Origin of the sequence: Pseudomonas wadenswilerensis, from assembly GCF_900497695.1 — a bacterium.
Classification (GTDB): Bacteria; Pseudomonadota; Gammaproteobacteria; order Pseudomonadales; family Pseudomonadaceae; genus Aquipseudomonas; species Aquipseudomonas wadenswilerensis.
Window position 1 is genome coordinate 400,927 of the sequence record NZ_UIDD01000007.1, and the last position, 25,697, is coordinate 426,623.

General features: G+C 64.7%; 24 protein-coding genes. 5 read left to right on the forward strand and 19 right to left on the reverse strand.

Translation table 11 applies throughout. The annotated features are described in order from the left end of the window. Nucleotides 1-5: 5 nt before the first annotated feature. The 4 genes from CCOS864_RS12910 to CCOS864_RS12925 form a co-directional block, all read right to left on the reverse strand. A complete protein-coding gene (locus tag CCOS864_RS12910) occupies nucleotides 6-1,088 on the reverse strand; it encodes a WD40/YVTN/BNR-like repeat-containing protein (protein ID WP_115086665.1) in 1,083 nt (360 codons plus the stop codon). Nucleotides 1,089-1,121: 33 nt separating this feature from the next. Then, on the reverse strand, nucleotides 1,122-2,480 hold the full coding sequence (locus CCOS864_RS12915) for a DUF1329 domain-containing protein (RefSeq protein WP_115086666.1): 1,359 nt from the start codon (nucleotides 2,478-2,480) through the stop codon (nucleotides 1,122-1,124). Nucleotides 2,481-2,502: 22 nt separating this feature from the next. Beyond that, nucleotides 2,503-4,458, reverse strand: coding sequence for a DUF1302 domain-containing protein (locus CCOS864_RS12920; protein ID WP_115086667.1), 1,956 nt, complete (start codon nucleotides 4,456-4,458; stop codon nucleotides 2,503-2,505). An 86-nt stretch (nucleotides 4,459-4,544) separates the two neighbouring features. Next, nucleotides 4,545-5,111 (reverse strand): RBBP9/YdeN family alpha/beta hydrolase, encoded by a 567-nt coding sequence (locus tag CCOS864_RS12925; protein ID WP_115086668.1) that lies wholly within the window; start codon nucleotides 5,109-5,111, stop codon nucleotides 4,545-4,547. 277 nt (nucleotides 5,112-5,388) lie between these two features. On the opposite strand from CCOS864_RS12925, the gene CCOS864_RS12930 reads away from it, so the two are divergent. Further along, on the forward strand, nucleotides 5,389-6,405 hold the full coding sequence (locus CCOS864_RS12930) for an AraC family transcriptional regulator (RefSeq protein ID WP_115086669.1): 1,017 nt from the start codon (nucleotides 5,389-5,391) through the stop codon (nucleotides 6,403-6,405). A 184-nt stretch (nucleotides 6,406-6,589) separates the two neighbouring features. On the opposite strand, the gene CCOS864_RS12935 is transcribed toward CCOS864_RS12930, so the two are convergent. The 7 genes from CCOS864_RS12935 to CCOS864_RS12965 form a co-directional block, all read right to left on the reverse strand. Beyond that, entirely contained in the window at nucleotides 6,590-7,600 is a 1,011-nt protein-coding gene (locus CCOS864_RS12935) for a YeiH family protein (protein WP_115086670.1), read from the reverse strand. After that, the gene (locus CCOS864_RS12940) at nucleotides 7,597-7,923 is read right to left on the reverse strand and encodes a Rieske (2Fe-2S) protein (RefSeq protein ID WP_115086671.1); all 327 of its coding nucleotides are present in this window, start codon (nucleotides 7,921-7,923) and stop codon (nucleotides 7,597-7,599) included. The genes CCOS864_RS12935 and CCOS864_RS12940 overlap by 4 nt, the downstream gene beginning before the upstream one ends. Next, the gene (locus CCOS864_RS12945; RefSeq protein WP_115086672.1) at nucleotides 7,920-8,573 is read right to left on the reverse strand and encodes a DsbA family oxidoreductase; all 654 of its coding nucleotides are present in this window, start codon (nucleotides 8,571-8,573) and stop codon (nucleotides 7,920-7,922) included. Before CCOS864_RS12945 ends, CCOS864_RS12940 begins: the two co-directional genes overlap by 4 nt. Further along, nucleotides 8,570-9,886 (reverse strand): MFS transporter, encoded by a 1,317-nt coding sequence (locus tag CCOS864_RS12950; RefSeq protein ID WP_115086673.1) that lies wholly within the window; start codon nucleotides 9,884-9,886, stop codon nucleotides 8,570-8,572. The genes CCOS864_RS12945 and CCOS864_RS12950 overlap by 4 nt, the downstream gene beginning before the upstream one ends. Nucleotides 9,887-9,995: 109 nt before the next feature. Then, nucleotides 9,996-11,048, reverse strand: a complete 1,053-nt coding sequence (locus CCOS864_RS12955; RefSeq protein WP_115086674.1) for a beta-keto acid cleavage family enzyme — start codon at nucleotides 11,046-11,048, stop codon at nucleotides 9,996-9,998. A gap of 45 nt (nucleotides 11,049-11,093) precedes the next feature. Next, nucleotides 11,094-11,942 carry a TauD/TfdA dioxygenase family protein gene (locus CCOS864_RS12960; protein WP_115086675.1) on the reverse strand — a complete coding sequence of 283 codons (849 nt, stop codon included), beginning with the start codon at nucleotides 11,940-11,942 and terminating at the stop codon, nucleotides 11,094-11,096. Between the two features lie 13 nt (nucleotides 11,943-11,955). Further along, nucleotides 11,956-12,936, reverse strand: coding sequence for a quinone oxidoreductase family protein (locus CCOS864_RS12965; RefSeq protein WP_115086676.1), 981 nt, complete (start codon nucleotides 12,934-12,936; stop codon nucleotides 11,956-11,958). 188 nt (nucleotides 12,937-13,124) lie between these two features. Here CCOS864_RS12965 and pdxR point away from each other — a divergent pair, with 188 nt between their 5' ends. The 3 genes from pdxR (at nucleotide 13,125) to CCOS864_RS12980 (ending at nucleotide 17,078) form a co-directional block, all read left to right on the forward strand. Then, the gene (gene pdxR / locus CCOS864_RS12970) at nucleotides 13,125-14,621 is read left to right on the forward strand and encodes a MocR-like pyridoxine biosynthesis transcription factor PdxR (protein ID WP_115086677.1); all 1,497 of its coding nucleotides are present in this window, start codon (nucleotides 13,125-13,127) and stop codon (nucleotides 14,619-14,621) included. A gap of 105 nt (nucleotides 14,622-14,726) precedes the next feature. Then, nucleotides 14,727-15,791, forward strand: coding sequence for a TIM barrel protein (locus CCOS864_RS12975; protein WP_115086678.1), 1,065 nt, complete (start codon nucleotides 14,727-14,729; stop codon nucleotides 15,789-15,791). A gap of 30 nt (nucleotides 15,792-15,821) precedes the next feature. After that, a complete protein-coding gene (locus CCOS864_RS12980; protein ID WP_115086679.1) occupies nucleotides 15,822-17,078 on the forward strand; it encodes an MFS transporter in 1,257 nt (418 codons plus the stop codon). 8 nt (nucleotides 17,079-17,086) lie between these two features. On the opposite strand, the gene CCOS864_RS12985 is transcribed toward CCOS864_RS12980, so the two are convergent. The 3 genes from CCOS864_RS12985 to CCOS864_RS12995 all read right to left on the reverse strand — a co-directional run bounded on the left by CCOS864_RS12985 (nucleotide 17,087) and on the right by CCOS864_RS12995 (nucleotide 20,829). After that, on the reverse strand, nucleotides 17,087-18,988 hold the full coding sequence (locus CCOS864_RS12985; protein WP_115086680.1) for a potassium transporter Kup: 1,902 nt from the start codon (nucleotides 18,986-18,988) through the stop codon (nucleotides 17,087-17,089). A 184-nt stretch (nucleotides 18,989-19,172) separates the two neighbouring features. Continuing rightward, on the reverse strand, nucleotides 19,173-19,922 hold the full coding sequence (locus CCOS864_RS12990) for a carbon-nitrogen hydrolase family protein (protein ID WP_167458889.1): 750 nt from the start codon (nucleotides 19,920-19,922) through the stop codon (nucleotides 19,173-19,175). Between the two features lie 25 nt (nucleotides 19,923-19,947). Beyond that, nucleotides 19,948-20,829, reverse strand: coding sequence for a Dyp-type peroxidase (locus tag CCOS864_RS12995; protein ID WP_115086682.1), 882 nt, complete (start codon nucleotides 20,827-20,829; stop codon nucleotides 19,948-19,950). Nucleotides 20,830-20,956: 127 nt separating this feature from the next. Here CCOS864_RS12995 and CCOS864_RS13000 point away from each other — a divergent pair, with 127 nt between their 5' ends. Continuing rightward, the gene (locus CCOS864_RS13000) at nucleotides 20,957-21,868 is read left to right on the forward strand and encodes a bile acid:sodium symporter family protein (RefSeq protein WP_115086683.1); all 912 of its coding nucleotides are present in this window, start codon (nucleotides 20,957-20,959) and stop codon (nucleotides 21,866-21,868) included. Between the two features lie 9 nt (nucleotides 21,869-21,877). On the opposite strand, the gene CCOS864_RS13005 is transcribed toward CCOS864_RS13000, so the two are convergent. The 5 genes from CCOS864_RS13005 to CCOS864_RS13025 all read right to left on the reverse strand — a co-directional run bounded on the left by CCOS864_RS13005 (nucleotide 21,878) and on the right by CCOS864_RS13025 (nucleotide 25,695). After that, complete coding sequence (locus CCOS864_RS13005; RefSeq protein ID WP_166675737.1) at nucleotides 21,878-22,705, reverse strand: AraC family transcriptional regulator; 828 nt, start codon at nucleotides 22,703-22,705, stop codon at nucleotides 21,878-21,880. Continuing rightward, nucleotides 22,706-23,623, reverse strand: a complete 918-nt coding sequence (locus CCOS864_RS13010; RefSeq protein WP_115086685.1) for a pyridoxal-phosphate dependent enzyme — start codon at nucleotides 23,621-23,623, stop codon at nucleotides 22,706-22,708. Then, nucleotides 23,620-24,096 (reverse strand): RidA family protein, encoded by a 477-nt coding sequence (locus CCOS864_RS13015; protein WP_115086686.1) that lies wholly within the window; start codon nucleotides 24,094-24,096, stop codon nucleotides 23,620-23,622. Before CCOS864_RS13015 ends, CCOS864_RS13010 begins: the two co-directional genes overlap by 4 nt. A gap of 138 nt (nucleotides 24,097-24,234) precedes the next feature. Then, complete coding sequence (locus CCOS864_RS13020; RefSeq protein ID WP_115086687.1) at nucleotides 24,235-24,699, reverse strand: sterol desaturase family protein; 465 nt, start codon at nucleotides 24,697-24,699, stop codon at nucleotides 24,235-24,237. Nucleotides 24,700-24,753: 54 nt separating this feature from the next. Beyond that, nucleotides 24,754-25,695: an HlyD family secretion protein gene (locus CCOS864_RS13025; protein ID WP_115086688.1), complete on the reverse strand. Its 942-nt coding sequence runs from the start codon at nucleotides 25,693-25,695 to the stop codon at nucleotides 24,754-24,756. Nucleotides 25,696-25,697 lie beyond the last annotated feature (2 nt).

The window sequence follows — 25,697 nt, forward strand, 5'->3', positions numbered from 1 at the left end:
TCTTGTTATGGCTGCTGCGGTTGTTCGAGGGCCAGGGTGCGAATGCCACGCTCACCGACCAGCACCAGGTCGGCGGCGCTATCGAAGGCCGCGCCGCTGACCGGGGCGCGCTGGGTTTGCGCCACGGGGCTGAAGCTGGCGCCGTCGTCACCGCTGACCAGCAGATCGCCGGCCTGGCTCGCCAGCCAGAAACGCCCGCTGGCGTCGAGGCTGGCGGCGGTGATGCTGCTGGTCAGATCAGTTTTGACCGCTTGCCACTGGGCACCGCCGTCGGTGCTGCGCAACACATGGCCGCGCAGCCCGTAGGCCAGCAGCGTCCCAGGCTTGCCAATGACGCCGAAGTAAGTGCCGGCATACGGCGTGGACAGCCGCTGGAAGCGTTCGCCATCGGCGCTCAACTTGAGCAGCAGGCCCTGCTCGCCGCTGATGTACAGCGCGCCGTCGACGCTGGCCAGGCCGGTCAGGTGCAGGCCCTGCGGGTTGTCACTGCGCTCGAGCCAGGGCGTCCAGTGCTGGCCGCCGTCACGGGTGTGCAGCAGCAGGTTGAACACCCCGACTGCATAGCCGTGGCGGGCATCGGCGAACCACACGTCGAGCAACGGCTTGTCGGCGCCCTCTGCCACCAGGCGCTCGCCCTCGCCTACCCAGCTCGCCCAGACAGGGTCCGCGGGCGCGGCCAGGGCTTTGGCCTGGTAATACGCCAGCACCTGGTCACCGAGCACCCGGCCGTCCAGTTGCTTTTCCCAGCTCAGGCCGCCATCGCGGCTGTGCAGGATCACCCCGTCGTTACCCACCGCCCACCCAAGCTCCGGCGTCGCGAAGGTCAACGCATTGAGGTCGGCGCTGACCGGCACCTGTGCCTGTTGCCAGTGACTGCCATGGTCATCCGAGTACAGGATGTGCCCGCGCGGCCCCACCGCGACCATCCGTGCGCCGGCACGGGTGACATCGCGCAAGGCGCTGCTCGCGGCAAGCGCACTGGGCAGCGCTGGCAGGTCGAGCACGTCGACGTAAGGCTCGGCCTGGACCGCGCCCTGCAGCGCGGCCCAGGCCAGCAGCAGCACGCTGCAGCGTTTGAACATATCCATCCCTGATCCTCCTCAAATGCGTGCTCGACAGGCTCAGCGAATGCCGGCCCCGGCCAGGGACTCGGGCGACCACTGGGTGCGCGACAGCGGCTCGATATAACGAATGCCGCCGTAGGCACCGACCACGCCATTGAGGTTGTAGGTGCCGCCGATCAGGTCGTAGATCATGAACGGCGTGGCATCCGGGGTCTGTTTGTCGTAGCTCTGGCTGAGGAAGGCGAAGGAGCCGCGGTACAGCTGGCCACGGGCGTCATACTGGTCCGAGGCCAGGGCAATCCAGCTGTCCTCGTCGAGGTAGAAGCGGCGCTTGTGATAGATATGCCGGGCGCCGTCCTTGAGCTTGCCTTCCACCACCCAGACCCGGTGTTTTTCCCAGCGCACGAATTGCGGGGCCAGGTGATTGGCCGTGGTCAGCTGCTTGACGTCGGTGTTGTAGGTCAGCCGGTAGGTGTTGTAGGGCACGTACATTTCCTGCTTGCCGACCAGGGTCCAGTCGTAGCGGTCCAGGGCGCCGTTGAAGACGAACACGTCATCGTAGGTGCCCGAGCCCGACGTGCCCGGGTTGGGCGTGTCATAGGCCAGGTTCGGCGCCAGCTTGACCCGGCGCTGCCCCGGCAGGTACTGCCAGGCGCTGCGCGGCTGCACCAGCGGGTTGGCGGCATCGCGCAGCATCATCGCCTCACCGGCGCGCCGGGCTGGCGCGGTGTAGGTGAGCTTCATCTGGTAGTAGGTGTCCTTGGCGCCGATCGGCTTGGCCATGTCTTCGTAGATCGGGTAGCTGATGTTGGCCTGGCCGGTGGTGCTCAAGGTCGCGTTGCCGGCAGCATCGACGTTCCACGAGTCGTACTTGGCGGTCATGCTCACGCCCTGGTAGCGCAGGAGGAAGTTCCACATGGCCTCGGCGCCGGTCTGCGGGATCGGGAACGGAATACCCGGCAGCACGTTGTCGACCGCACTTCCGCCCTCCTGGCTGCGAGCGCCGACGGCATTCTTCAGGGTGTTGTCGAGCACCGGCTGCGGCAGTGCCACGCTGCGATGGGTGGGGTAGACATCGACGCGAAAGCTCGGGAAACGCTTGAGCAGTTCCTGGGTGGTGGCGGTCAGTTGCCCCTTGTACTGCTCGGCATTCTTGCCATCGATGACCCGCAGCGGTTTTTCCTCGGCGAACGGGTCCGGGCGCATGCTTGCACCGCTCTTGAACGCCGCGGGTGGGGTGACCAGGCCGCCCTGGTAGGCGGGGATCGAACCGTCGGCGTTGGCGGCCTTATCTGCGCCGATGGGCGTCAGGCTGGTGCCCAGGCGCGCGGCCTGTTCGGTGGAGACAGCGGCGTGAGCCGCGTTCAGGGCAGCCAGCGACAGGCACGTGGCCAACAGGGTGTGCACGTAGTTCATGATTGTTGTTTTCCTGTGTGACTCAGAAGGTGGTTTTCAGGGTCAGGTACAGCGCGCCACGGTCCTCGGTGGTAGCAGCGCCGCCAGAGAACGCGGCGTAACCGCCGCCGTAGCAGGTGTAGTCCTGTTCGCCGTCCAGGGCGTTGGGGGTAGTGCCGTCGGTCTGGCCGTTGTCGCAGGACTGGGTCTTGCCAAAGCCATCGACGTACTTGAGGTCGACGAAGTACTGGTTGTAGATCGCCGCGCTCAGGCCCACGGCGTAGTTGCCGGTGTTCTCGGCGCCACCGCCCTGCACCGGCGATACGCCGTCCAGGCCGAGGTTGATCGACAACGGCATGCTCAGGTCCATGCCAGGGAACACCTGGTACCAGGTCGGGGTGAAGTTGACCGCGATCCCCCAGTTGTCGCGGGTCGGCTGGTCGATGCCGCGGTAGCTGCCCTTGCCCTTGTACAGGGCCTCGTTGTGGCTATCGAGCTTGAGCAGGTTGCTGTAGAACAGCTCGCCCAGCAGGGTCGCCGAATCGAACAGCGGCGTATCGCCAAGGGTCATCAGGCCGTTGAGGGTCCAGTGCAGGGTGTCGCCGGTGGCGCTCATGCTGTCGCCGTCCGACGGCAGTTCATACACCACGCCGCTGCTTGGCAAACGCGCAGGCAGCAGGCCGAAGCCCCCGCCCAGGCCGGCCTGCCCCGGTGCACTGAGAATCGCCGGAATACTCGCCAGGGGCATGTTGTGGCGAATGTTCAGGTCGCTGCCGACGCTGATACCGCCGACATCCTTGGACAGGCTCAAGCCGTAGATGTCGATGTTGTCGGCATAGGCGAACTGATACGTAGCGCTTTGCAGCGAGTTGTAGAGGTTGCCCACCGCGCCCTGGGCGCTGCCCGGCGGGTTGCCGAACGGGCCGTTGGCGACGGTCAGGCCACGGGCATCAAGCCAGGCCTGGGGCAGGATTTCCGAGGTCTTGCGGTAGTAGAAGCCCAGGGTGCCGCCCAGCCAGTCGGGCGACCACTTGGCCATGACGCCCCAATCGCCGCGTTTGTCCGGGGTCAGGTCGTGGCCACGGCGGATGTTGGTCAGCGCGCCGCGCACCGGGATCAGCCCCGGAGTGCCGGTATGGCCGAGCAGGAAGCTCTGAGCGCCCTCGCCCACCAGGTCCGAGCCCCCGTAGTAGGTGCCCGCTTCCGGCAGCCGCGCGGCATCCCAGTCGAGGAAGTACTGCGCGCCGACGCTGAGCTCGGGGTTGACCAGAAACGCCGTCGAGAGCTGGTTGCGCGGCACGAACAGTTCCTTGGCTTCGGTGCCGGGAGACGCGGCCAGCTTGGCCAGGTCCAGGCCCGACTGCCCATAGCTCAGCGAATGCACCGGGTTGAGCAGGGTTTCGCCCCAGAACAGGTTGTGCTGGCCAAGCTTGCCGCTGATCTCGGATAAGTCGCCCACTTCACGGCGCATGAACACGAAGGCATCGAGCACTTCCCCGGACGGGCCGCTGTAGTAGCGCTGGGCGTAGTTGCTCAGGTGCGGGCTGCCCAAGGGCACGCCGGTGCCAGGCAAGCCGTTGAGGCTGGGGTTGATGCCCGACTGGCCACCGTTGCCGTTGACGAACGGGTTGGAGTTGGAGCCGGTGTTGTCATAGGCCTTGTCGTACCAACTGGCGGCGCTGACACGAAAGCCCATGTTGCCCTGGTAGATCACGTCCAGTTCTGTGAGCAGGTCCACGCGATTGGTGACCGTGGTCCCGGCCTTGCGGAAGTTGTAGTTGCCGTCGTTGTTGTTGGGGGTCGCCAGCAGGCGCTTGTCGGCGCTTTCGGTGCGCACGCCATAGTTGTACTTGACCGTATTATCCAGGCGCACGGCCCAGTCTTCACTGCCGGTATCGACCTCAAACGCCTGGGCGCCGGGTAGCGCCAGCAGGCCGATGGCGCAGGCCAGCAGGCAGCGCTGTGGCTTCACAGCACGGTGAATGCGAGGGTTTGGCATCGCGATGACTCCACTTATTGTTATTGTTTTTTTTCGCTGCCCGTCGTTTGCGGGCTTGGCTCAAGCGTCCGTGCGCTACTGCAGCATTAGCGATCCAGGGCCTGGATCAGGGTTTCAGCCAGGGGCCAGGGGCCGTAGCCGGCTGCCGGGTTGAGGTGGCCGACGGCGCCCAGTTCGAGCAACTGGCTGCCCCAGCCGCGCGCCATGGTGCTGACCGCCTCGAGGCTGGCCAGATGATCATCGCTACTGGCGGCGACGATGCTGGGGAACGGCAGCGGCGTGATCGGCAGCGGGCTCCAGCCGTTGGCGCGCAGGCTGTCCGGGCTTGGGTAGGCGGCGGGCCACGCCGCTTGCAGGTCCGGCGGCGCCGCCAGCAGCGCGCCCTTGATCGGCCGCTGATAGCGCGCGGCCCAATGGGCCACCATCAGCACCCCGGCGCTGTGCGCTACCAGCACTACCTCGCCGTCGATCTGCTGCAGCACCTGCTCGATGGCCTCGACCCGGGCATTGCAGTCCAGGCCGTTGCGCTGCAGCGGTGGCACCGTGTGCACCTTGGCCAGGCGCGCCGCCAGCAGGGTCTGCCAGTGTTCGGCAACGTGCTCGCGCAGGCCGGGGACGATCAGGACAGTTGCGCGGGTATGCAGTTTTTCCACGTCGGCACCTATGCTCAAGACAGTCCGCTCGCAGGTAATCTCGAGCGCTTGCACAGCCACAGTAATCAGCCCTCCCCCCTGGCGCTTTACATTGCGCGTCAGCAACTTTTCATTTGGTGACAGCGCCGTCGGCAAACGACCGGGCGCTCAGCAATAGCGGGGGTTGGCCGACGGAGCGCTGCTGCAGGCGGCTTCTCATTTGACGACACCCGCGCTATAACGAGTGACCCGCCACAGAAGCGGGACGCCCGATGACCACGCGTGGAAAACAACAACAATGACCGCCCTCGTACGTGCTGCAAGCCTGACCAACTACCTTGAGGTGTCTCGCCACCTTGGGCTCAACCCCCACGCCCTGTTGGCCCAGGTCGGCCTCAGCACCGCCCTGCTCGACGATCCTAACCAACGCATTGCGGTGTCCAGCGTGGTGACCCTGCTGGAAGAGTCGGCGCGGGTCAGTGGCTGCGAAACCTTCGGCCTGCGCATGGCCGAGCTGCGCCAGCTCTCGGATTTTGGCGAAATCAGCCTGCTGCTCAGCCACCAGCGCACCCTGCGCGATGCCCTGCAGGTGATCGTCCAGTACCGGCACTTGCTCAACGACGCCCTGGCCATCCATATCGAAGAAGCCGGCAAGACCGTGATCATTCGTGAAGAAGTGGTCACCGACCAGCCCCAGCGCGGCCGGCAGGCAACGGAACTGGCGATTGGCGTGATGTTGCGTTTGTGCGCCGCGCTGCTGGGGGCTCACTGGCACCCGATCAGCGCCAATTTCACCCATACCGCCCCGGCGGACCTGGCGATTCATCGGCGCATTTTTGGCTGCAAGCTGGTGTTTGGCAGCGAATTCAATGGCATCGTCTGCCCGGCTACCGACCTCGACACCGCCAACCCCTTGGCCAACGAGGCCATGGCGCGCCTGGCGCAGCGTTACCTGGACACCTTGCAGGCCGGTGGCAAGCTGTCGCTGGAGCTGGAAATGCGCAAGACCATCTACCTGCTGCTGCCCATGGGCCGGGCGACCATCGAGCAAGTGGCACAGACCCAGGGCATGAACGTGCGCACCTTGCAGCGGCGCCTGGAAGAATGCGGGGTGACCTTCAGCGACCTGATCAACGGCGTGCGCCGTGACCTGGTGATCCGTTACCTGGAAAACCCCAGCTACTCGCTGGGACGGATTGCCGACATGCTGGGGTACTCGATGCCCAGCTCATTTACCCGCTGGTTCATCGCCCAGTTCGGCATGCCGCCGGCCAGTTGGCGGGCGCAGCATGATCGCCGGCAAGAGCAGCACTGAATGGATTGCGATCGCGGGGCAAGCCAGCTCCTACAGGTTCGGCGTACACAGATACATTGTGGGAGCTGGCTTGCCAGCGATGAGGCCAGTTCAGCCGGCACATCAGGCGTTGCCTGGACTACCATCGCTGGCAAGCCAGCTCCCACAAGTTCGCGGAGCATGCAGAACGGTTGTGGGCAACCGTCTACAACCCCCAGTGCATCAACGCCAACACCAGCAGCACCAGGAACACCGTCTCACCCACCATCAGCGCAATCGGCTTGAAGCCCACCGCTGCCAGCTCCTTGAGCTGAGTCTTCATTCCCAGGGCGCTGATCGCCACCACCAGGCACCAGCGGGACAGATCGTTGACCCCACCCTGCACCGCCGCCGACACCCAGCCGGTACTGTTGACGCAGGCCAGCAGCACAAAACCGACCGCAAACCACGGCAGCAACGGCGGCCGCTGCCCGCTCGCATCCCCGCCGGCCCGCCGGGTAATCATCGCCGCACAGACGATCACCGGCAGCAACATGGCCACGCGCATCAGCTTGACCACGGTCGCCACGTCCCCGGTCTCGGTCGACATGCTGTACCCCGCCCCCACCACCTGTGCCACGTCGTGAATGGTCGCACCGAGAAACACCCCGGCCTGTTGCGGCGACAACTGCAGCCAGCCGGCAATCATCGGGTAGAGGATCATCGCCAGGGTCGACAACGCCGACACGCCGATCACGGTAAACAACGTGGCGCGCTCTTTTTGCGGGTGATGGGGCAAGGCCGCGGCCAGGGCCAGAGCCGCCGAAGCCCCGCAGATCGCCGTGGCACCGCCGGTAAGCATGCCGAACAAGCGCTGAAAGCCCAGGGCACGTGCCGCCACCACCGAAACCAGGATGGTCACCACCACCAGGATCACCACCAGCGCCACCGGTTTCCAGCCCAGGCTGGCGATCTGGCTCAGGGTAATGCGCATGCCCAGCAGCGCCACCCCCAGGCGCAACACTGTGCGCGCGGTAAATTCAATCCCGGCCTTGCAACGGCCATCGGCCGCGAGAAAGTTCAGGGCCATGCCCAGCAACAAGGCAAACAGCATCACCGGGGCATCGTAGTGCTCACTGAGAAAGCTGGCCGCCGCCGCGGCGATCAGGCTGACGATAAAGCCCGGCGCCAGTTCCCGGGCACGGTGGTTGACGGCGGCAATTGCGATCACGCTCATTGGCCCGGTTCCTTGCACGCTAAGACGATGAACAGTTGCTCGCCCTGGCGCTCGACCGGGTAGCTGGCAACCTTGAGTTGATTGGAGTTGAGCAAGTAGCCGCTGGCCAGATCAAAGCGCAAGCCATGGGCGCAGCACTGGATCACCCGCCCGTCCAGGCGCCCGCCGCACAGCGAGGCGCCCTGGTGCGGGCAACTGTCGTCGATGGCGTAAAAGGTGTCAGCGACGTTGAACAGCGCCACACTCTTGCCTTGCCATTCGAGCAGCACCCGCCCGTCACGCGCCGGCACTTTGTCGGCCGGTACCGGATAGCGCAGGCTCATGCCGGGACCACTTCTTCCAAGGCGTCGCCCATGGCCTGCAGCAGCACCGCGACCGGCTGGGCGCCCGATACCCGCAGGCGCTGATTGAAACGAAAACACGGCACGCCATCCGCGGCGCGATCATTGGCGCCAATGAACGGGCTGGCATCGCCGCGCAGGCAATCGGCAACCTGGGCCGGCTCCAGGCCACAGGCGCGGGCGATGTGCAGCAAGGTAATCGGATCGCCCAGGTCCTTGCCCTGCTGAAAGTAGGCGGCAAACAGCTTGGCCAGCAGGGCTTCAGCCCGTTCCGGCGAGCCCAGCGCCACGGCGCGCTGCAGCAGACGATGGGCGTCGGCGGTATTGGGCATGCGACTGATACGGGCAAAATCGATATCCACCCCGGCAGCCTCGGCGGCGGCGCGCACCTGCGCCTGGCGCAGGCGTACCGCCTCATCGCTGCCCAGGCGCTTGCGGTAGAAGGCCTCGAACGGCTGCCCGGTCCTGGCGATCTGCGGCAGCAACTGCACCCCGCGCCAGTGCAGGCTCACCTCAACTTCCGGCTGCTCGCGCCGCAACTGCTCCAGGGCCCGCTGCAGATGAGCCTGGCCGATCAGGCACCAGGGGCAGATAAAGTCAAAGAACACTTCGATCGACAACACTTCTTTCACGGTTTCAACTCCTCGGCCGCACCGGGTTCAACCGCATGCGGGTTGTCGAGGCGGGCCATGTCACGGTGGTAATGACGCTTGGCGATGAAGAACACCGCGGCGGCGCCGATGCTGATCAGCGGCACCAGCTGAAAGGCGGCGTGCAGGCCGATCAGGTCGGATACCCGACCGGTAATCAAAGGCCCGGTCGCCAGGCCAAGCAGGTTGTTGGCCAGGGTCAGGGTGGCAAAGGCGGTGCCGTGCACCGAGTAATGGGTGAGGTTGGCGACCATGGCGCTGGACGGGCCGTTGGTGCCGGCGGCAACCATCATTCCCAGGCAGATCAGCACCAGTTGCGCCGTGCCCGAGGGCAGCGCGAAGGCCAGCGACAGCAACAGGCAGCTACCCAGGCAATAGCCGATGGCCAGGCTGATCTTGCGGTCCGGGCGCTGGCGGCCGAGGCGGTCGCAGAGCATGGCGCAGAGGATCATGCCAATGCCGCTGCACAGCACGATGATTGCCGCCACCACGCCGGCCTGGTCGGTGCCCATGGCGTAGTAGCGATTCAGGTAGCTGGGCATCCAGACGATCACCGTGCCGCCAACGAACAACTGCAAGCCACTGCCCACGTAAGCGGCGATCACCGAACGGCTGCCGTACAGGGTGTGCAGTGGCCGGGCGATCTTGCACGCGGGGGCGTTGACGCGCTGCGGGGCGATCTTCGCCTCCTTGACGATCAGCGGGTACAGCAACGCCAGCAACAGGCCGAACAAGGCCATGCCGGCAAACGCCCAGCGCCAGCCAAAGTGCTGGGCCATCAAGCCGCCCAGGGCCATGCCCAGTACTGAGCCGAACATGCCGCCGGCCATGAAGGCACCGGCCAGGGTGGCGCGCATGTCACGGGGGAACACTGCGACCACCACGGCAATGCCGACGCTGCCATAGGCCGCCTCACCGACGCCGACCAGAAAGCGCGCGGCGAACATCTGCGGGTAGTTGTCGGCCAGGGCGCAGCCGAGGGTGGCCAGGCTCCAGAGCACGGCCATCAGCACCAGGCTCCTGATCCGCCCGAAGCGGTCGGCCAGTAGCGACAAGGGAAAGGTCAGCAGGCCGACCATCAGCGCGACAATGCCGCTGAGCAGGCCCAACTGGCTGTCGCTCAGGGCCCATTCGGCCTTGAGCAGCGGAAATACCGCGTTGAGTACCTGCCGCGACATGTAGTCGGAAATCAGCAGGCCGAAGGTCAAGGCAAAGACAATCCAGGCATATCGCCGTGGAATGCCCCGTGAAGTGTCGGCGCCGTCGTCTGTGGCGCTGGCGAGATAGGCGGCCATGCTGCCTCCTTGGGGTTGTCTGGCATGAGTTTTATTGTTTTTGAAAAGCCCGACGGTCAGCGCTGCGGATCGGCGGCCCGGCACGTAAACACGTACCGGGCCTGGCCAATCAGGCGCGCTGCGGCACACCCTTCTGGCCCGGCTGGCGGTTAGGCGCCATGCCGTTGGCCTGGAGGGTCTGCTCGATGCTGCTGTACTGCTCGCCAATGCGGTAGATGGCCCGCGCTTCCTTGCCGTTGGCAATCTCACGGCCCAGTTCATGGGCCACGCGCACGGTCTGCTGGATCTGCTGCACCGAACCGAAGCGCTTGCCGTGCTGGTCGATGATGGTGTCTTCGTTGCCGCAACGCGGGTGCAGCCCCATGGCCAGGGCCATGGTGTTGAACGGCAGCACGTTTTTCAGCAGCGATTCGGCGGTCAGCGTGCAGCCGTTGGGTGCACGGTGAATGAAGTTGAAGAAGTTGAACGGGTTGGGGCCGTCGAAGCCGCCACCAATGCCGATCCAGGTCAGGTTCAGCGGGCCCATGTAGTCACCCTTGCGCACAATGCGTTCGAGGGTTTCCAGGGCGTGCATGCCGGTCAGCTGGAAATGCGGCTGGATACCGCTCGCCTGCAAACGGCGCAGGTGTTCGCGCACCCAGGCGGGACCGGCCGGTACGGTCATTTCGCTGTAGGCGGCCTGAATCGCCGGATGGGCCAGGGAGGTGCCTTCCAGGTACTGCGGATACAGCAGCTCCATGATGTTCATCTGCGTGGTGTTGATCGCCACGGTGACCTGATCGGGCTTGGGCGTCAGCTCTGCGAGCATGTGCCGGGTGTCATCGGACAGCCACTTGGCCGCCTCGCCATCGCTTTCCGGGGCGAACGAGATCGAACCGCCGACCTGGATGATCATCTCCGGCACCGCTTCGCGCACGCCGGCAATCAGTTCGTTGAATTTCGACAGGCGCTTGGAGCCCTTGCCGTCCAGTTCGCGCACGTGCAGGTGGAGTACGGTGGCGCCGGCGTCATAGCAGTCGACTGCCTTTTGCACCTGTTCGTCCATGGTCAGCGGGATGTCTTCGGGAAAGTCCTCTGGCATCCATTCCGGGCCATAAGGGGCGACGGTGATCACCACCTTTTCCATGTTTTCCGGGTGCAACGAATCGTCGAAGAATTGCATGCTGTAGTCCTCGGTCTTGTTATTGTCCTGGGGTGTTGCGGGCCTTCAGAAGGTGCGGTCGCCCTTGATCCCGGCGCGCTCCATCTTGCGGTGGCAAGGCGGGTAGTCCATCACCGCGTAGTGCTGGGTGCTGCGGTTGTCCCAGATCGCCACGCTGTTGGGCTTCCAGCGCCAGCGCACCTGGTATTCGGGCAGGTAGGCCTGGCTGATCAGGTAGCGCAGCAGATCACTGGCACCGGGGTTGGCGTCCTGGCCGAAACGCACCCGCTGCGGGGTGTGGTAGTTGCTGAAGTGGGTGGTGAAAGCATTGACGAACAGCACCTGCTCACCGGTTTGCGGGTGGGTACGCACCACCGGGTGTTCGGCATCGGGGAACTGCGCCTTGAGCGCCAGGCGTTTTTCCATCGGCATCGCGGCGCCAAAACTGGCCTCGATGCTGTGCCGGGCGCGCAGGCCCTCGATCTTGGCTTTCACATCCTCCGGCAGGTTCTGGTAAGCCAGCACCATGTTCGCCCACATAGTGTCGCCGCCTACCGGCGGGCATTCCACACAGCGCAACACGCAGCCCATGGGCGGTGCCTCGCGCCAGGTGGCGTCGGTGTGCCAGGCGTTTTCGTAGCGGTCGGCGGGCTGGTCCGGGCGCTTGTAGATCTGTACCAGGCCCGGGTGCTCGGGGTCGCTGCCGGCCACCGGGTGGTCTTCCAGCTCGCCAAAGCGCCGGGCAAAAGCGACGTGCTCGGCGCGGCTGAAGGTCTGATCGCGCAGGAACAGCACCCGGTGCTTGAGCAACTGCGCACGCAGTTGCTCGAACAGGTCGTCGTCATGAATCGCATCTGCCAGATTGACCCCGGTGACTTCGGCACCGAGAGCGCAGGTCAGTTGTTCGATGTGCATGCTGTTGCCCTCTTCAGATGACGAAGATCGACGAGCCGGTGGTCTTGCGCGCTTCCAGGTCACGGTGGGCCTGGACCGCATCCTGCAACGCGTAGTGCTGATTGATCTCGATCTTGATCCGCCCGCTGCTGACATGCTCGAACAGCTCGCCGGCAAGGTCGGCCTTCTCGGCCGGGTCGGCGATGTAGTCGGCCAGCGCCGGGCGGGTCAGGTGCAATGAGCCTTTGATCGCCAGGATCTGCGGGTCGAACGGCGTGATGGTGCCGGAGGCAGTGCCGACGCAGACCATCAGGCCACGGCGCTTGAGCGAGTCCAGCGAGGCCATGAAAGTACTCTTGCCGACGCTGTCGAACACCACATTGACGCCGACGCCATCAGTCAGCTCGCGCACGCGCTTGGCCACGTCTTCATGGCTGTAGTTGATGGTGTGGTTGCAACCATGGGCGCGGGCCACTTCAGCCTTGGCCTCGGTGGACACCGTGCCGATCACCGTCAGCCCGAGCAGGCGCGCCCACTGCGAGACAATCAGGCCGACACCGCCGGCAGCGGCGTGCAGCAGCACCGTGTCACCGGACTTGAAGTCATACAGGCGGCGCATCAGGTAGGCCGAGGTCAGGCCGCGCATGGTCATCGCTGCGGCGGTTTCGAAGGCGATGGTTTCCGGCAACTTGATCAAGGCTGCCGCCGGAATCAACCGCTCGGTGCAATAAGCGCCCAGGGTGTTGAGAAAACCGGTGTAGGTCACCCGGTCGCCAACGGCGACCTGGGTCACGCCCTCGCCCACCGCCTGCACCACCCCTGAGGCTTCCACGCCCATGCCGTTGGGCAACGGGATCGGATAGGTGCCGTTGCGAAAGTAGGTGTCGGCGTAGTTCAGACCCACCGCCACCTGGCGCAGGCGCACCTGGCCCGGGCCCGGCTCGCCGACCTCGGCGTCCTCGTAGCGCAGTACCTCGGGGCCACCGGTTTCATAGAAGCGTACGACTTTGGCCATGCATGTCACTCCAGTCATCCTGACGCCGTGCGTCAATTCTTGTTGACTGGACTCTATGCCCTACGCCAGGCAGGTGCTTCGCATCGGACGACAAGCTGTTTTCATTTGATGACAAGCGCCCTGGGCTGGCCGCCTGGCGGGCTTTCTCGTAGCATGTCCAGGCCCTTCTTAGTGTCTGCGAGAGCTCGATGAAGTCCCCCGCCGGTTTGCTGTTTGCAGGTATTGAGCTGGACCGTGACAGCAGCACCCCGCTCTACCGCCAGCTGTACCTGCAGATTCGCAAGCAGATTCTTACCGGTCGCCTGCAGGGCGGCATTCGCTTGCCCTCGACGCGCACCCTGAGCCAGGAGCTGCAACTATCGCGCATCACCCTGCTCAATGCCTTCGACCAGTTGATTGCCGAAGGCTTTCTGGTCTCGCGCACCGGCGCTGGCACCTATGTCAGTGACGAGTGGCAGCGCAGCGCCGGCGCCGAGCCGCCAGCAGCGGCCGCGCCCAAGCTCTCGGACTTGAGCCGGACGATGCTGTCGCTGCGCAGCGATCATTTTCGCGGGGTGTCCTACGCCCACTGCGGCGATCAAGCACCGACCTCGTTCCTGCCCAGTCATGGCGCTTTCGAAGCCTTTCCCCAGGCATTGTGGAAGCGCCTGCTCAACCGCCACGGGCAAAAGCCGAGCAAGGCCATGCTCGGTTACGGCGAGTTGCAAGGCCTGCAGACGCTGCGCCAGGCGATTGCCGAGTACGTGTTCGACGCCCGCGGCATCGACTGCAACGCCGAGCAAGTGGTGATCGTCTCCGGCGCCCAGCAGGCCTTCAACCTGCTGGCGATGCTGCTGCTCAACCCGGACGAGCCGGTATGGATGGAAGACCCTGGTCATATCGCCGCGCGTATCGCCTTTCAGGCCCATGGCTGCCGGGTGGTGCCCGTCCCCATCGACGATCAGGGCCTCGATGTGCAACACGCCATTGGCGAATGCCCCGAGGCGCGCCTGGTGTTCACCACCCCGTCACGGCAACACCCGCTGGGTATGACCCTCAGCCACAACCGGCGCCTGGAACTGATTGACTGGGCGGCGGCCAGTGGCAGCTGGATTATCGAAGACGACTGCGACAGCGAACTGCGCTACCGCGGCCGGCAATTGCCGGCGCTGTACGCCATGGACCGAGGCGACCGGGTGATCTACGTCGGCACCTTCAGCAAGGTGCTGTTCCCTTCCCTGCGCCTGGGTTACGTGATTCTGCCCCCGGCACTGGTCGAACCGTTCTGCACCTTGCGCGCGGTGCTCGACCGCAGCCCGCCGACCCTGTTGCAGGCAGTGACCGCCGATTTCATGAGTGAAGGCCACTTCATTGGCCATATCCGTCGCATGCGGACGTTGTACCAGGCCCGCCAGCAGTGCTTGCTGGAGGTGTTGCAACGGCGCCTGGGCGGCTTTTTGCAGGTTGCCCCGGTCGAAGCCGGCATGCACCTGATTGCCTGGCTCCCGCCGCAGCTGGATGACCAGGCACTGGCCCGGCAGTTGGCCGGGCATGGCGTGCATACCTACGCCTTGAGTGACTACTGCCTCACACGCTACTTGCCACCGGCGCTGCTGCTCGGCTTTGCCGGCACGCCCCAGGATCAGGCCGAAGCCAAGGTCGAGGCGCTGGTGCAGGCCCTCAGGGCGATTGGCCACCAGGTCTGAGCAGTGGCCTTATCAATTGATTGGTAATGGATCTATCGAGTGTTGCTCCGCGGCGCGATAAAGAACGCGCCGGTAGAACCGGTGTCCGCACCAGGAACGACTCGAATGAACACATTACAAGAACGCTTCGCTACGTTACTGAACCACAATGCCCAGGGTGCCCAGGCGCCACTGCTGACCCGCGAGCTGGCCAGCCGCCTGCTTGAACGCCTCGACCAGGCGCGGCTGTTTGCCCACGCCTACCCGCTGCTGACCAACCTCACCCACGGGCGCGTCACCCCGTTCGACCTGCTCGACTTCGCCTACCGCCATGAACTGGCCGGCCTGAGCCTGCACATGCTCGACGGTGAGCACAACAGCCTGGGGCAAATGAACACGACGCAATTGTGCGCCTTTGCTGAAAAGGCCCGGGCCCTGCAACTTGATGTGCACCTGGAAATCAGCAGCACGCGCAAGGCCGACGTCGATGCGGTGGTGGCCGTGGCCAAGGTCATCGGCAGCCGCAACATTCGCGTGTACTCACGTTATGAAGGCCTGCTGTCACAGGTCATGGACCAGATCGGTGGCGACCTGCTGTACCTGGCCCGGCTGGCCGATGCCCACGACCTGAATTTTGATTTCGAGCAGCATGAGGAGCTCAAGAGCGACGAGATCGCCCAGTTGCTGCGCCAGGCCAACCATCCACGGCTCAATGCCCTGTTCGATTTCGGCAACATGATCAACGCCTGCGAACAACCGCTGCAGGCCCTGCACAACCTCGCCCCGCATATTCGCCAGAGCCACCTCAAGGGCGTGCGGGTGGTGGCCGAAGACCAGGGCTTTGGCCACTGCGGGGTACTGCAAGGCAGCGCCGAGGACGAGCTGCCCGGCGCGCGCATGCTGTTCGAGTTGCTGATGCTCGGTGAACAGCAGCCCCAAGTGATCGCCTTCATCCTCGAACAGGAAAACCACTACCTCGCCCCGGCCTTCCGTCAACACAACGAGCCGGCCGATCCGTTCATTGCCTACCGGGAAATGAGCGACACGCCCCTGCCCGCAGGCCTGACCCTCGAGCAGATGCTGGCCGGCGAACAACGCTGGGCCAACAACCAGGTCAGCTACGTGAAGACCTTGCTGGCCGAGCTGCGCACCCTCGCCGAGTTGACCCTGGCCAGCCCTGCCAGCCTTTGAGCCCTACCCCACTACGCCTGGAGAATAACAATGACTGCGCACAACAAGGCCAAATGGTTCAAGTTCCTGATACTGATCCTGGGTGGCGGCACCGTCTACAAGCTGGCCAACCTCAAGGACGCGTTCTACGTACCCATGCAGGAGTTCATGGGCCTCTCGCACACCCAGATCGGCTTGCTGCTCAGCGCCAACGCCATCATCGCCACCGGCCTGTTCGTGGTCGGCGGCATGCTGGCTGACCGCTACGACACCCGCAAGCTGATCCCCCTGGGCCTGATCGGTACCGGCGCCCTGGGCCTGTACCTGGCCACCTTCCCGCCGTTCAGCAGCCTGATGCTGGTGTTCTGCCTGCTGGCGGTGTGCGCCGACTGCATCTACTGGCCGGCGCTGCTCAAAGCCATTCGCGGCCTGGGCAACGACCAGGAACAAGGGCGCATGTTCGGCCTGCTCGAAGGCGGGCGCGGCGTGGTCGACACCCTGGTGGCGTTTTCCGCGCTGGGCGTGTTCATTGCCCTGGGCAGCGGCGAACACGGCCTGAAAGCGGCGATCCTGTTCTACGCGCTGATCGACATCGCCGCCGGGGTGCTGACCTGGTTCTTGCTCAAAGGCAATCCGGCGCAGGCCCAGACCAGCGCCAAGAACCCGCTGGCCAACCTTATGGAGGCAATCAAGGTGCCGGCGATCTGGCTGGTCAGCTTCAACGTGTTCATGGTCTATATCGTCTACTGCGGTTTGACCTACTTCATCCCCTACCTGAAGGAAGTCTACGGCCTGCCGGTGGCCCTGGTCGGCGCCTACGGCATCATCAACCAGTACATGCTGAAAATTCTCGGCGGGCCGGCGGGCGGTTTCATCGCCGACAAACACTTCAAGAGCCCCAGCCGCTACCTGAAGTGGGCGTTTCTGGCGTTGCTGCCGATGATGGCGATCATTCTCCTGGTGCCCAAGAGCCCGGGCTTCATCTATGCCGGCATGGCCGCGACGCTGTCGTTCGCCTTCATCGTGTTTTCCATGCGCGGGGTGTTCTGGGCGCCGATGGGCGAAGTCGGGATTGCCCCGCACATCACCGGTTCTGCGTTTGGCATCGGCTGCCTGATCGGCTATGCACCGGGGATGTTCGCCTACGTCGGCTACGGCGCAATCCTTGACCACTTCCCCGGCCAGCAAGGCTACAACTACGTGTTCATCGCCATGATGCTGCTGGCGCTGATCGGCTTTGCCATCGCCAGCCGCCTGCAGCGCCTGGTGCGCAAGGCGGCGCCGCTGACGGCAGCGGCCACCGCCTAGGGCCCGGGTTACATCTCGACCTGGGTGCCCAGCTCGATCACCCGGTTCAGCGGCAGGTTGAAGTACTTGAGGTTGCTGTTGGCGTTCTTGAGCAGGAACGCGAACAGCGCCTCGCGCCAGCGCGCCATACCGATGCGCTTGGTCGGGATCACCGTCTCGCGGCTAAGGAAGTAGGTGGTGGCCATCGGGCTGAAATCCAGGTCCTTGAGGTGGCACAGCTGCAGCGCCGCCGGTACGTCGGGTTCTTCGATAAAGCCGAAGTTGAGGTTGACCCGGTAGAAGCCCTCACCAAATGCCTGTACTTCAAAACGCTGGGCCACTGGCACCCGTGGGCGATCCTGGGACACCACGGTGAGCAGCACCACCCGCTCGTGCAACACCTGGTTGTGCAGAAGGTTATGCAACAGCGCATGGGGCACGGCGTCGGCACGGGCGGTGAGGAACACCGCAGTGCCCTGCACCCGGTGCGGCGGCTGTGCGGCCAGGCTGCTGATGAACAGCGGCAGCGGCAAGGCCGACTCGTCGAGGCGCTCGACGATGATCTTGCGCCCGCGTTTCCAGGTGGTCATGAGGATGAACAAGACAATGCCGGCGATCACCGGGAAGGCACCACCCTGGAAGATTTTCGGCGCGTTGGCGGCAAAGTACAGGCTGTCGACCAGCAAAAAGCCCAGCAACAACGGCACCGCCAGCCAGCGCGGCGCCTTCCACAGCAACAAGACCACCGCCGAGGACAGCAAGGTGGTAATCAGCATGGTGCCGGTCACCGCCACACCATAGGCCGCCGCCAGTGCGCCGGACGACTCGAAGCCGATCACCAGCAGCACCACACCGACCATAAGCGCCCAGTTCACCGTACCGATGTAGATCTGCCCCTGCTCCTGGCTGGAGGTGTGCTGGATGAACATGCGCGGCACATAACCCAGTTGAATGGCCTGGCGGGTGAGCGAGAACGCACCGGAGATCACTGCCTGGGAAGCAATGATGGTCGCCAGGGTGGCCAGGGCGATCATCGGCAGCAGCGCCCAGTCCGGGGCCAGCAGGTAGAACGGGTTGCGCACCGCCTCGGGGTTGCCGAGGATCAGCGCACCCTGGCCGAAATAGTTGAGCACCAGGCCCGGCAGCACCAGCAGGATCCAGGCGCGGGCGATGGGCTTGCGGCCAAAATGGCCCATGTCGGCATACAGCGCCTCGGCGCCCGTCAGGGCCAGCACCACTGCACCGAGAATCGCCACGCCGATGCCCGGGTGCACGATAAAGAAGTTCACCGCCCAGGCCGGGTTCATCGCCAGCAGCACTTCCGGACGCTGGACGATGCCATAGATACCCAGCGCACCGAGCACGCTGAACCACAACACCATGACAGGGCCGAAAATGATACCGATGCGTGCGGTGCCATGCTTCTGGATCAGAAACAGCGCCACCAGCACCACCACCGCCAGGGGCACGACCCAGTGGTCGATGCCGTCAAAGGCCAGTTGCAGCCCCTCTACCGCCGACAGCACCGAGATCGCCGGGGTGATCATGCTGTCGCCATAGAACAGCGCAGCACCGAACAGCCCGAGCAGCACCAGCACCCGGCTCAAGCGCGGATACGGCGCCGCCGCACGCCGGGCCAGGGCCGTCAGGGCCATGATGCCGCCTTCGCCCTGGTTATCGGCGCGCAGCACAAACAGCACGTACTTGATGGTGACAACCCAGATCAGCGACCAGAACACCAGCGACAGAATGCCGAGCACGCCGTCATGGTTGGCCTGTACGCCGTAATGGCCGGCGAAGACCTCCTTGAGGGTGTACAACGGGCTGGTACCGATATCGCCATAGACCACGCCGGCAGCGGCGATCAACAGGCTCAGTGACGAGGTTTTTACGGGGGGATGGGCGCTTGCGGAAGTTGCGGCTTGGCTCACGGTAGGACGTCTCGAAGAAATGCACGGGCAGTATCCCTTTCTGCGTAACGCGTCTTCGTAAAAAGTCCGTAAAATTTTTTTACATTTGTCGGCTGGCTGGACTGGCCTCATCGCTGGCAAGCCAGCTCCCACAGGTCTGACGTACACCTATCTACTGTGGGAGCGGGCTTGCCCCGCGATCGATCTACAGCCCGATCACCGTCCCGGCCCACGCGCCGCCATCGTCCTGCCGAGCAATCACCAGACACTCCCCTGCCCCCTGCGCCCTGCCGATCAACGCACCCTCCCTGCCCCAGATCGCACTCTGCCCCGCCGCCTGCCAGCCACCGGTTTCACCGCCATGGTTGGCCAGCATCACCATCATCTGATGTTCGACGGCATAACCGGCCATCTGCTGGCTCTCGGCAACGATGCCCCTGTGGGAAATCAGCATCCCCGCCGCATAGACATCTGCACCGAGCCTGGCGGCATGGGCCGGGTGGCTGGGTTGCATGGCATCGGCGCAGATGGCCAACGCCAGCCGCTGGCCCCCGAGCGGCAGCAGATCGCCACCGCTGCCCGGGGTGAACACCAGGTCTTCACCGGGGTGCAGATACTGCTTGCTGTACAAGCCAACACTGCCGTCGGGGCGAAAGATCAGTGCCGCCAGCAACACCTGACCACTGCCGGGCACGCGCACCGGTGCACCGACCACGCTGTACATCGCCTGTTTACGGGCAAGTTCGCGCAACGGGTCCAGGCGCGGATCGTCCGAGCTCAGGGCCAGGTCGGGCGCGGCGTCAAGTTCATAGCCGGTCAGCGACAGTTCCGGGAACAGCAGAAACTGCACGCCCTGTTCAGCGGCCAACTGCATCATCTGCAGATGACGCTGCACATTGCCGGTAATGTCCCGGGCAATGGCAACGGTTTGAGCGCAAGCGACAGTCATTGTCATGCTTTCATCCTTAAGGAGGGGCTGTTCAACCCGTGAGCACGGCGCTCAGGTCAAGCCCGTGGGCGCCCAGTGGCGGGCACCAGTAGTAGCCGCCGGTGAGCGGCCGGCTGAAGCGGTACAGGGCGTCGACCACGCCGTCTTCCAGGCCGCTCATGCGCCGCAGCTGTACTTCGAAGGCGTCGAAGGAGTGACCGAAGGCGAGGAAGGCCAGGCCGGCGCCGCGCTCGTCTGCCCAGGGCATCGAGCGACGGACGATAAAGGCCTCAGGCGCGAAGCTTTCCTGGGCGGTGCGCTTGACGTGGGCCGATTCCGGCGCGTCGTCGAGTTCTTCGTTGTCGGCTTTGCGCCGGCCGATGATGTCGTCCTGCTCGGCCTGCGGCAAAGCTTTGAAACAATTCAAGTCGTGGCGCCACAGCTGGAAGGCGGCGAAGCTCGAGCCGTTCAGGCCCGGCACATCGCTGGAGAGGATCGCCGCTTCGATGGCGGCGTCTTCCACCGGGTTCTCGGTGCCATCTTCGTAGCCGGTCAGGTCATGGCCGGTCTTGTGGCGGAAGGCATCGGTGGCCTCGGCCAGGGTGAAGGCCGGTGCCAGCAGTTGCTCCAGCTCCTGGCTGAGCAGCCACAGGTCGCCGCGGTCTTCACCGCGCAGCCACAGCCACAGATCGTGCTGGGTGCAGGGGTTGTCGACCGCCGCAGTCAGGCGTGGGAACTCGCGCAGGCCGTCGATGCTGCGGCCCAGGGCCTGCACCAGCGGCGCACCGAAACCGGCCACCACACGGCTGCCATCGACCTGTTGCAGCAGCGCATCGAGCACGCCCGGCAGCGCAGCTGGCGAGTGCAAGGTGAAAAACAGGTGGCGGGCCTGGGCGGGAACGGGGGCGGCGAGAATGCCTGGCTGAAACTGCATCGGGAATCGGGTCCTGGGGTAAAAGCGGCGATGCTACTGTCTGCTGGGCATAAACCGCAAGATAAGTAATGGATATTGAAATCCTTTCCTACACTGGCGTACATCGCCCCTTTTAAGAGTCTGCGCCATGACTGCATCACCCTTGCTCAGTGCCTTCCTGCCCATTGCCCTGGGCTTCATCATGCTCGGTCTGGGGCTGACCCTGACCCTGGCCGATTTTGCCCGGGTGGTGAAGTTCCCCAGGCCCGTGCTGATTGGCCTGGCCTGCCAGATCCTGCTGCTGCCGTTTATCTGCTTCCTGATCGCCAACGGCTTTGGCCTGGCGCCTGCGCTGGCGGTCGGGCTGATGCTGCTGGCGGCCTCGCCGGGTGGCACCACCGCCAACCTGTTCAGCCACCTGGCCCATGGCGATGTGGCCTTGAACGTGACCCTGACGGCGGTCAACTCGCTGATCGCGATCCTGACCATGCCGCTGCTGGTCAACCTGTCGCTGGCCTACTTCATGGCCGCCGACCAGGCCATCCCGTTGCAGTTCGCCAAGGTGCTGCAGGTGTTTGCCATCGTCCTGGTGCCGGTGGCCCTGGGGATGCTGATTCGCTATCTGGCGCCGGGATTTGCAACGCGCATGGAGCGGCCGATGAAAATCATTGCCGCACTGTTTCTGGTATTCACGATTGTCCTGGCGATGGTCAAGGACTGGCAGACCGTCGTCGACTATGCCCCGGTGGTAGGCGGCGCCGCGCTGTTGTTCAACCTGTTGAGCCTGAGCATCGGCTACTGGCTGCCGCGCCTGCTGAAAATCCCCAAACGTCAGGCGATTGCCATCGGCATGGAGATCGGCATTCACAACGGCACCTTGGCGATTGCCCTGGCGCTGAGCCCAACCCTGCTGAACAACTCGACCATGGCGATACCGGCGGCGATTTACAGTTTGATCATGTTCTTTACCGCGGCTGGGTTTGGCTGGTGGGTGAGCCGTGGGCATGAGCCCCTGACGGCAAGAGCGGCGCAGCAGCGCCCCGACTTGACTCGCGATTGACCGCGACGCCTACCCTTCAGCGCGCGCCAGCCTGCCAACGCCTTTGCCCTGCGCCAGGCCGCGGGGTGGCGCGCCATAGGTTCGGCGGAACAAGCGGCTGAAATGGGCCTGATCGTAGAAGCCCAGGTCCAGGGCGATGGCACTTAACGGCTGGCCGGCCAGCACCCTGGGCAAGGCCCGTTCCAGGCGCAGTTGGGTCAGCCATTGCTGCGGTGGCAGGCCGCAATGGTTGCGAAAGCGGCGCAGCAACTGCCAGGGGCTGAGGTCGGCGAAAGCGGCCATCTCTTCCAGGCTTGGCGGCAGGTCCAGGCGCGACTCCAGCCATTCGCGCAGTTGCCGCCAAAGCAGCGGATCGAAGCCCTGCCCGTGTTCGCTGACCTTGAGGGTCGAGCCCAGCCCGAGCAACAGCGCCAGGGTTTCCCACAATTGGCTCTGGAACGCCAGCGGGTCGCGTTGCCGGTGCAGGCCATCGAGCAACTGCTGCAACTGCGGATGGCGCAGCTGCAGGGCATTGAGGTTGGGCAAACCTTGTCGGCCGTCGCTCAGATCGCGACTCACCTCGGCCAGCCAGGCTGGGTCGAGGGTCAGGATGCGGATGCCGTAGCCCTGGTCATCGGCACTGGCACCGTCGTGCACATGCTCCGGGGCCATCAGCAGGATGTCCCCGGCTCCGGCCAGCTGGCGCGTGCCACCGGCGGCGTAGCGCTGCTGGCCGGTGACGATCAGGCCGATGTGGTACTCCAGGTGAAAATGCCGGGGAAAGGCAAATTGCTGGTAGCGGGCATCGATCAGGCGCACGCCTGGATGCCCGGGGGCCTGATGGACGACGCTATCCAACTAGCAGGCCGCCCGCCATTGGCGGATCTGGTCGAGGGTTGCGGTCACGCCACCACATACGATCACCAGCACTTTCTGGTGGCGCTTGAGTTCGGCCGTTGGTGCGTAAGCCAGGGCCAAAGCCGCACCACAGGCGGGCTCAACCAGGATGCGCTGGTCCAGCAGGAACTGCTCGCAGGCATCCAGCGCCGCCTGATCACTGACCACATGGCTGTACACCGGCCGCTGCTGACTCCACTCGAAGGCCCGCTGGCACACCTGTTTGGCCGCCAGCGAAGTAGCCACGGTGTTGACGCCGTCCAGCGCCACCAACTGCTTTTTCGCCATGGAAGCTGCCAGCGACGCGGCGCCGGCGGTCTCGACGGCGAATACCGGCACCTGGCCCCAGCCATTGCGCGCCAAGCCTTCGCAAACCCCGGACAACAAACCACCGCCACCGACCGCGACCACCACCGCATCAGGCTTGAAACCCGTGGCGGCGACTTCATCGATCATGGTCGCGTGGCCCTGCCACAGCAGCGGGTCATCGAAGGGATGGATATAGGCGTCGTCCTCGCCCATCAGCGACAGCGCCAGGGCGTTGGCCTCGTGCCAGGCCTTGCCATGCACGATTACCTCGGCCTGTTCCTGACGGATCAGCTGCTTGGCCCGCTCGGTGGTGGTCTCTGGCACCACCACCGTTACCGGCAGGCCCAGAATGCGCCCGGCAACGGCCACGGCAATCCCGGCATTACCGCCAGACGAGGAGACGAAACGGCGCTTGCCCTGCCTGGCATAGGCTTCACAGGCGGCCCCGATGCCGCGCAGCTTGAACGAACCGGACGGCTGCAGCGCGTCGAGCTTGAGCCAGATGTCCAGGCCACTGGCCAGGCTCAACGGGCGTGACGCCACCAGCGGGGTTTCGATGTGCAGGCTCATAAGGTTTCTCCACTGGTCAATTCAACGATCAGTTCTATTTCGACACAGGCGCCCAGCGGGATCTGGCTGGCACCGAAAGCGCTACGGGCATGCTTGCCACGCTCGCCGAAGACTTCTTCGAACAGTTCCGAGCAGCCGTTGGCGACCAGGTGCTGTTCGGTGTACTCACTGCTGCTGTTGACCAGGCACAGCAGCTTGACCACTTTGGCGATGCGGTTCAAGTCACCCGTGGCCGCAAGCAAGGTGCCGAGCAAGTCGAGGCCGACCCTGCGCGCGGCCATGTGCCCGGTGGCGGTGTCCAGTTCGCGGCCGAGCTGGCCGACCCAGGGGGCACCGTTGTGCTTGGCGATATGGCCGGAGATGAACAACAGATTGCCGCTCTGCACCCAGGGCAGATAGGCGGCGGCCGGTGGGCTGGGCGGCGTGAGGGTGATGCCCAGTTGTTCGAGGCGCTGATGAGGGGATACGGACATGGCAGGTGGCCTTGAGAAGGGAACCTGGCCAGCCTACTGCTACTGGGCTGTGGGAATCTTGTATGAAATTGCGCTCGATCGCTGGCAGGTCCGGCGTGCACAGATCCCCTGTGGGAGCCGGCCTTGCCGGCGAAAATCTCAGCCGCGCTGCCGCGCCCGCAGCTGCTGCTTCAACCTGCGCAGCGGCGGCGCGTACAAAAAGCCGAACGACACGTTGTTGTCCCGCCCCTTCAACGCATGGTGCAGCATATGCGCGCGGTACAGACGCTTGAGGTAGCGGTTGCGCGGCCGTGGCCGGAACGGCCAGTGCCGGTGGACGATGCCGTCATGGACGATCACGTAGATCACCCCGAACGCCGCCACTCCCGCCCCCACCCACTGCAACGGCGCATGCCCGGCCCGGCCCAGCGCCACCAGGGCCAAGGCGATCAGGGCCAAGGCCAGCAGGTAGACATCGTTGGTTTCCAGCGCCCCCAGGTGCGGCTCATGGTGCGAGCGATGCAGGAACCAGCCCCAGCCGTGCATGATGTAACGATGCGCCAGGTAGCCGATGCCCTCCATGGCCGTCAGGGTGCAGAGAAATACAGCGAGGTTGAGGATCATGCGTCGAGGTTCGCGTGGCTGGGCAGAAACGCCACAAAGCCTACCACCTCGGCCCTATTCGCGCACCGTCACCGTGGCCGTGGTACCGGCACGCAGGTTGGCCTTGCCGGCATAGTCCGGGTCGATCTCGATGCGCACCGGGATGCGCTGGGCCAGTTTTACCCAGGTGTAACTGGGGTTGATATTGGCCAGCAGGCGGTTGCCGGGGGCGTTTTCGCGGTCGGTAATGGCATAGGCGATGCTCTGCACCGTGCCCTGGAAGCATTCGCCGCTCATCAGGGCGATATCCACCTTGCTGCCGGGGTGAATGCGCGGCAGCTTGGTTTCCTCGAAATAACCGCTGATATGGAACGAGCCGCTATCGACCAGCGCCAGCAGCGGCCCGCCGGCAGTGGCGTAATCCCCCTGACGGGTCAGCAGATTGGTCACATATCCGCTGACCGGCGCGTAGATCCGCGTGCGTTGCAGGTCCAGCTCGGCCTGGGTCAAGGCGGCGCTGGCCAGTTGCACGTTTGCCGTTGCCAGGCTCAGGTTGGCCTGGCCGCGCATCAATTCGGCCTGGGCCACGGCAACGTCGGTGCTGGATTTCTCCCATTCTTCACCGGAGATGGCAAAGCCCTGCTTCAAGGTACGCCGCCGTTGCTCTTCGCTCTGGCGCTGCTTGAGCAGGGCCTGGCTGGAGATGATCGCAGCCTGGGCCAGGCCTTCGCTGGCCCGCGCCACCTCGATGGCGCGGCGCGCATGCTCGACCGCCAGGGCGTAACGTTCGGGGTCGATCTCCAGCAGCAGCTCGCCCTTGTCCACGTGCTGGTTGTCCGCCACCTTGAGGCTGACGATGCGCCCGGCGACATCTGCCGACAGCGTCACTACATCGGCGCGCACCCGCGCATCGCGGGTCCACGGCGCACGGGTGTAATGCTCCCAGGCAAACCAGCCGAGCACCAGCGCCAGCACCACCACAACCAGGGTCGAGACCTGGGCTACACGTTCGTTCAAGG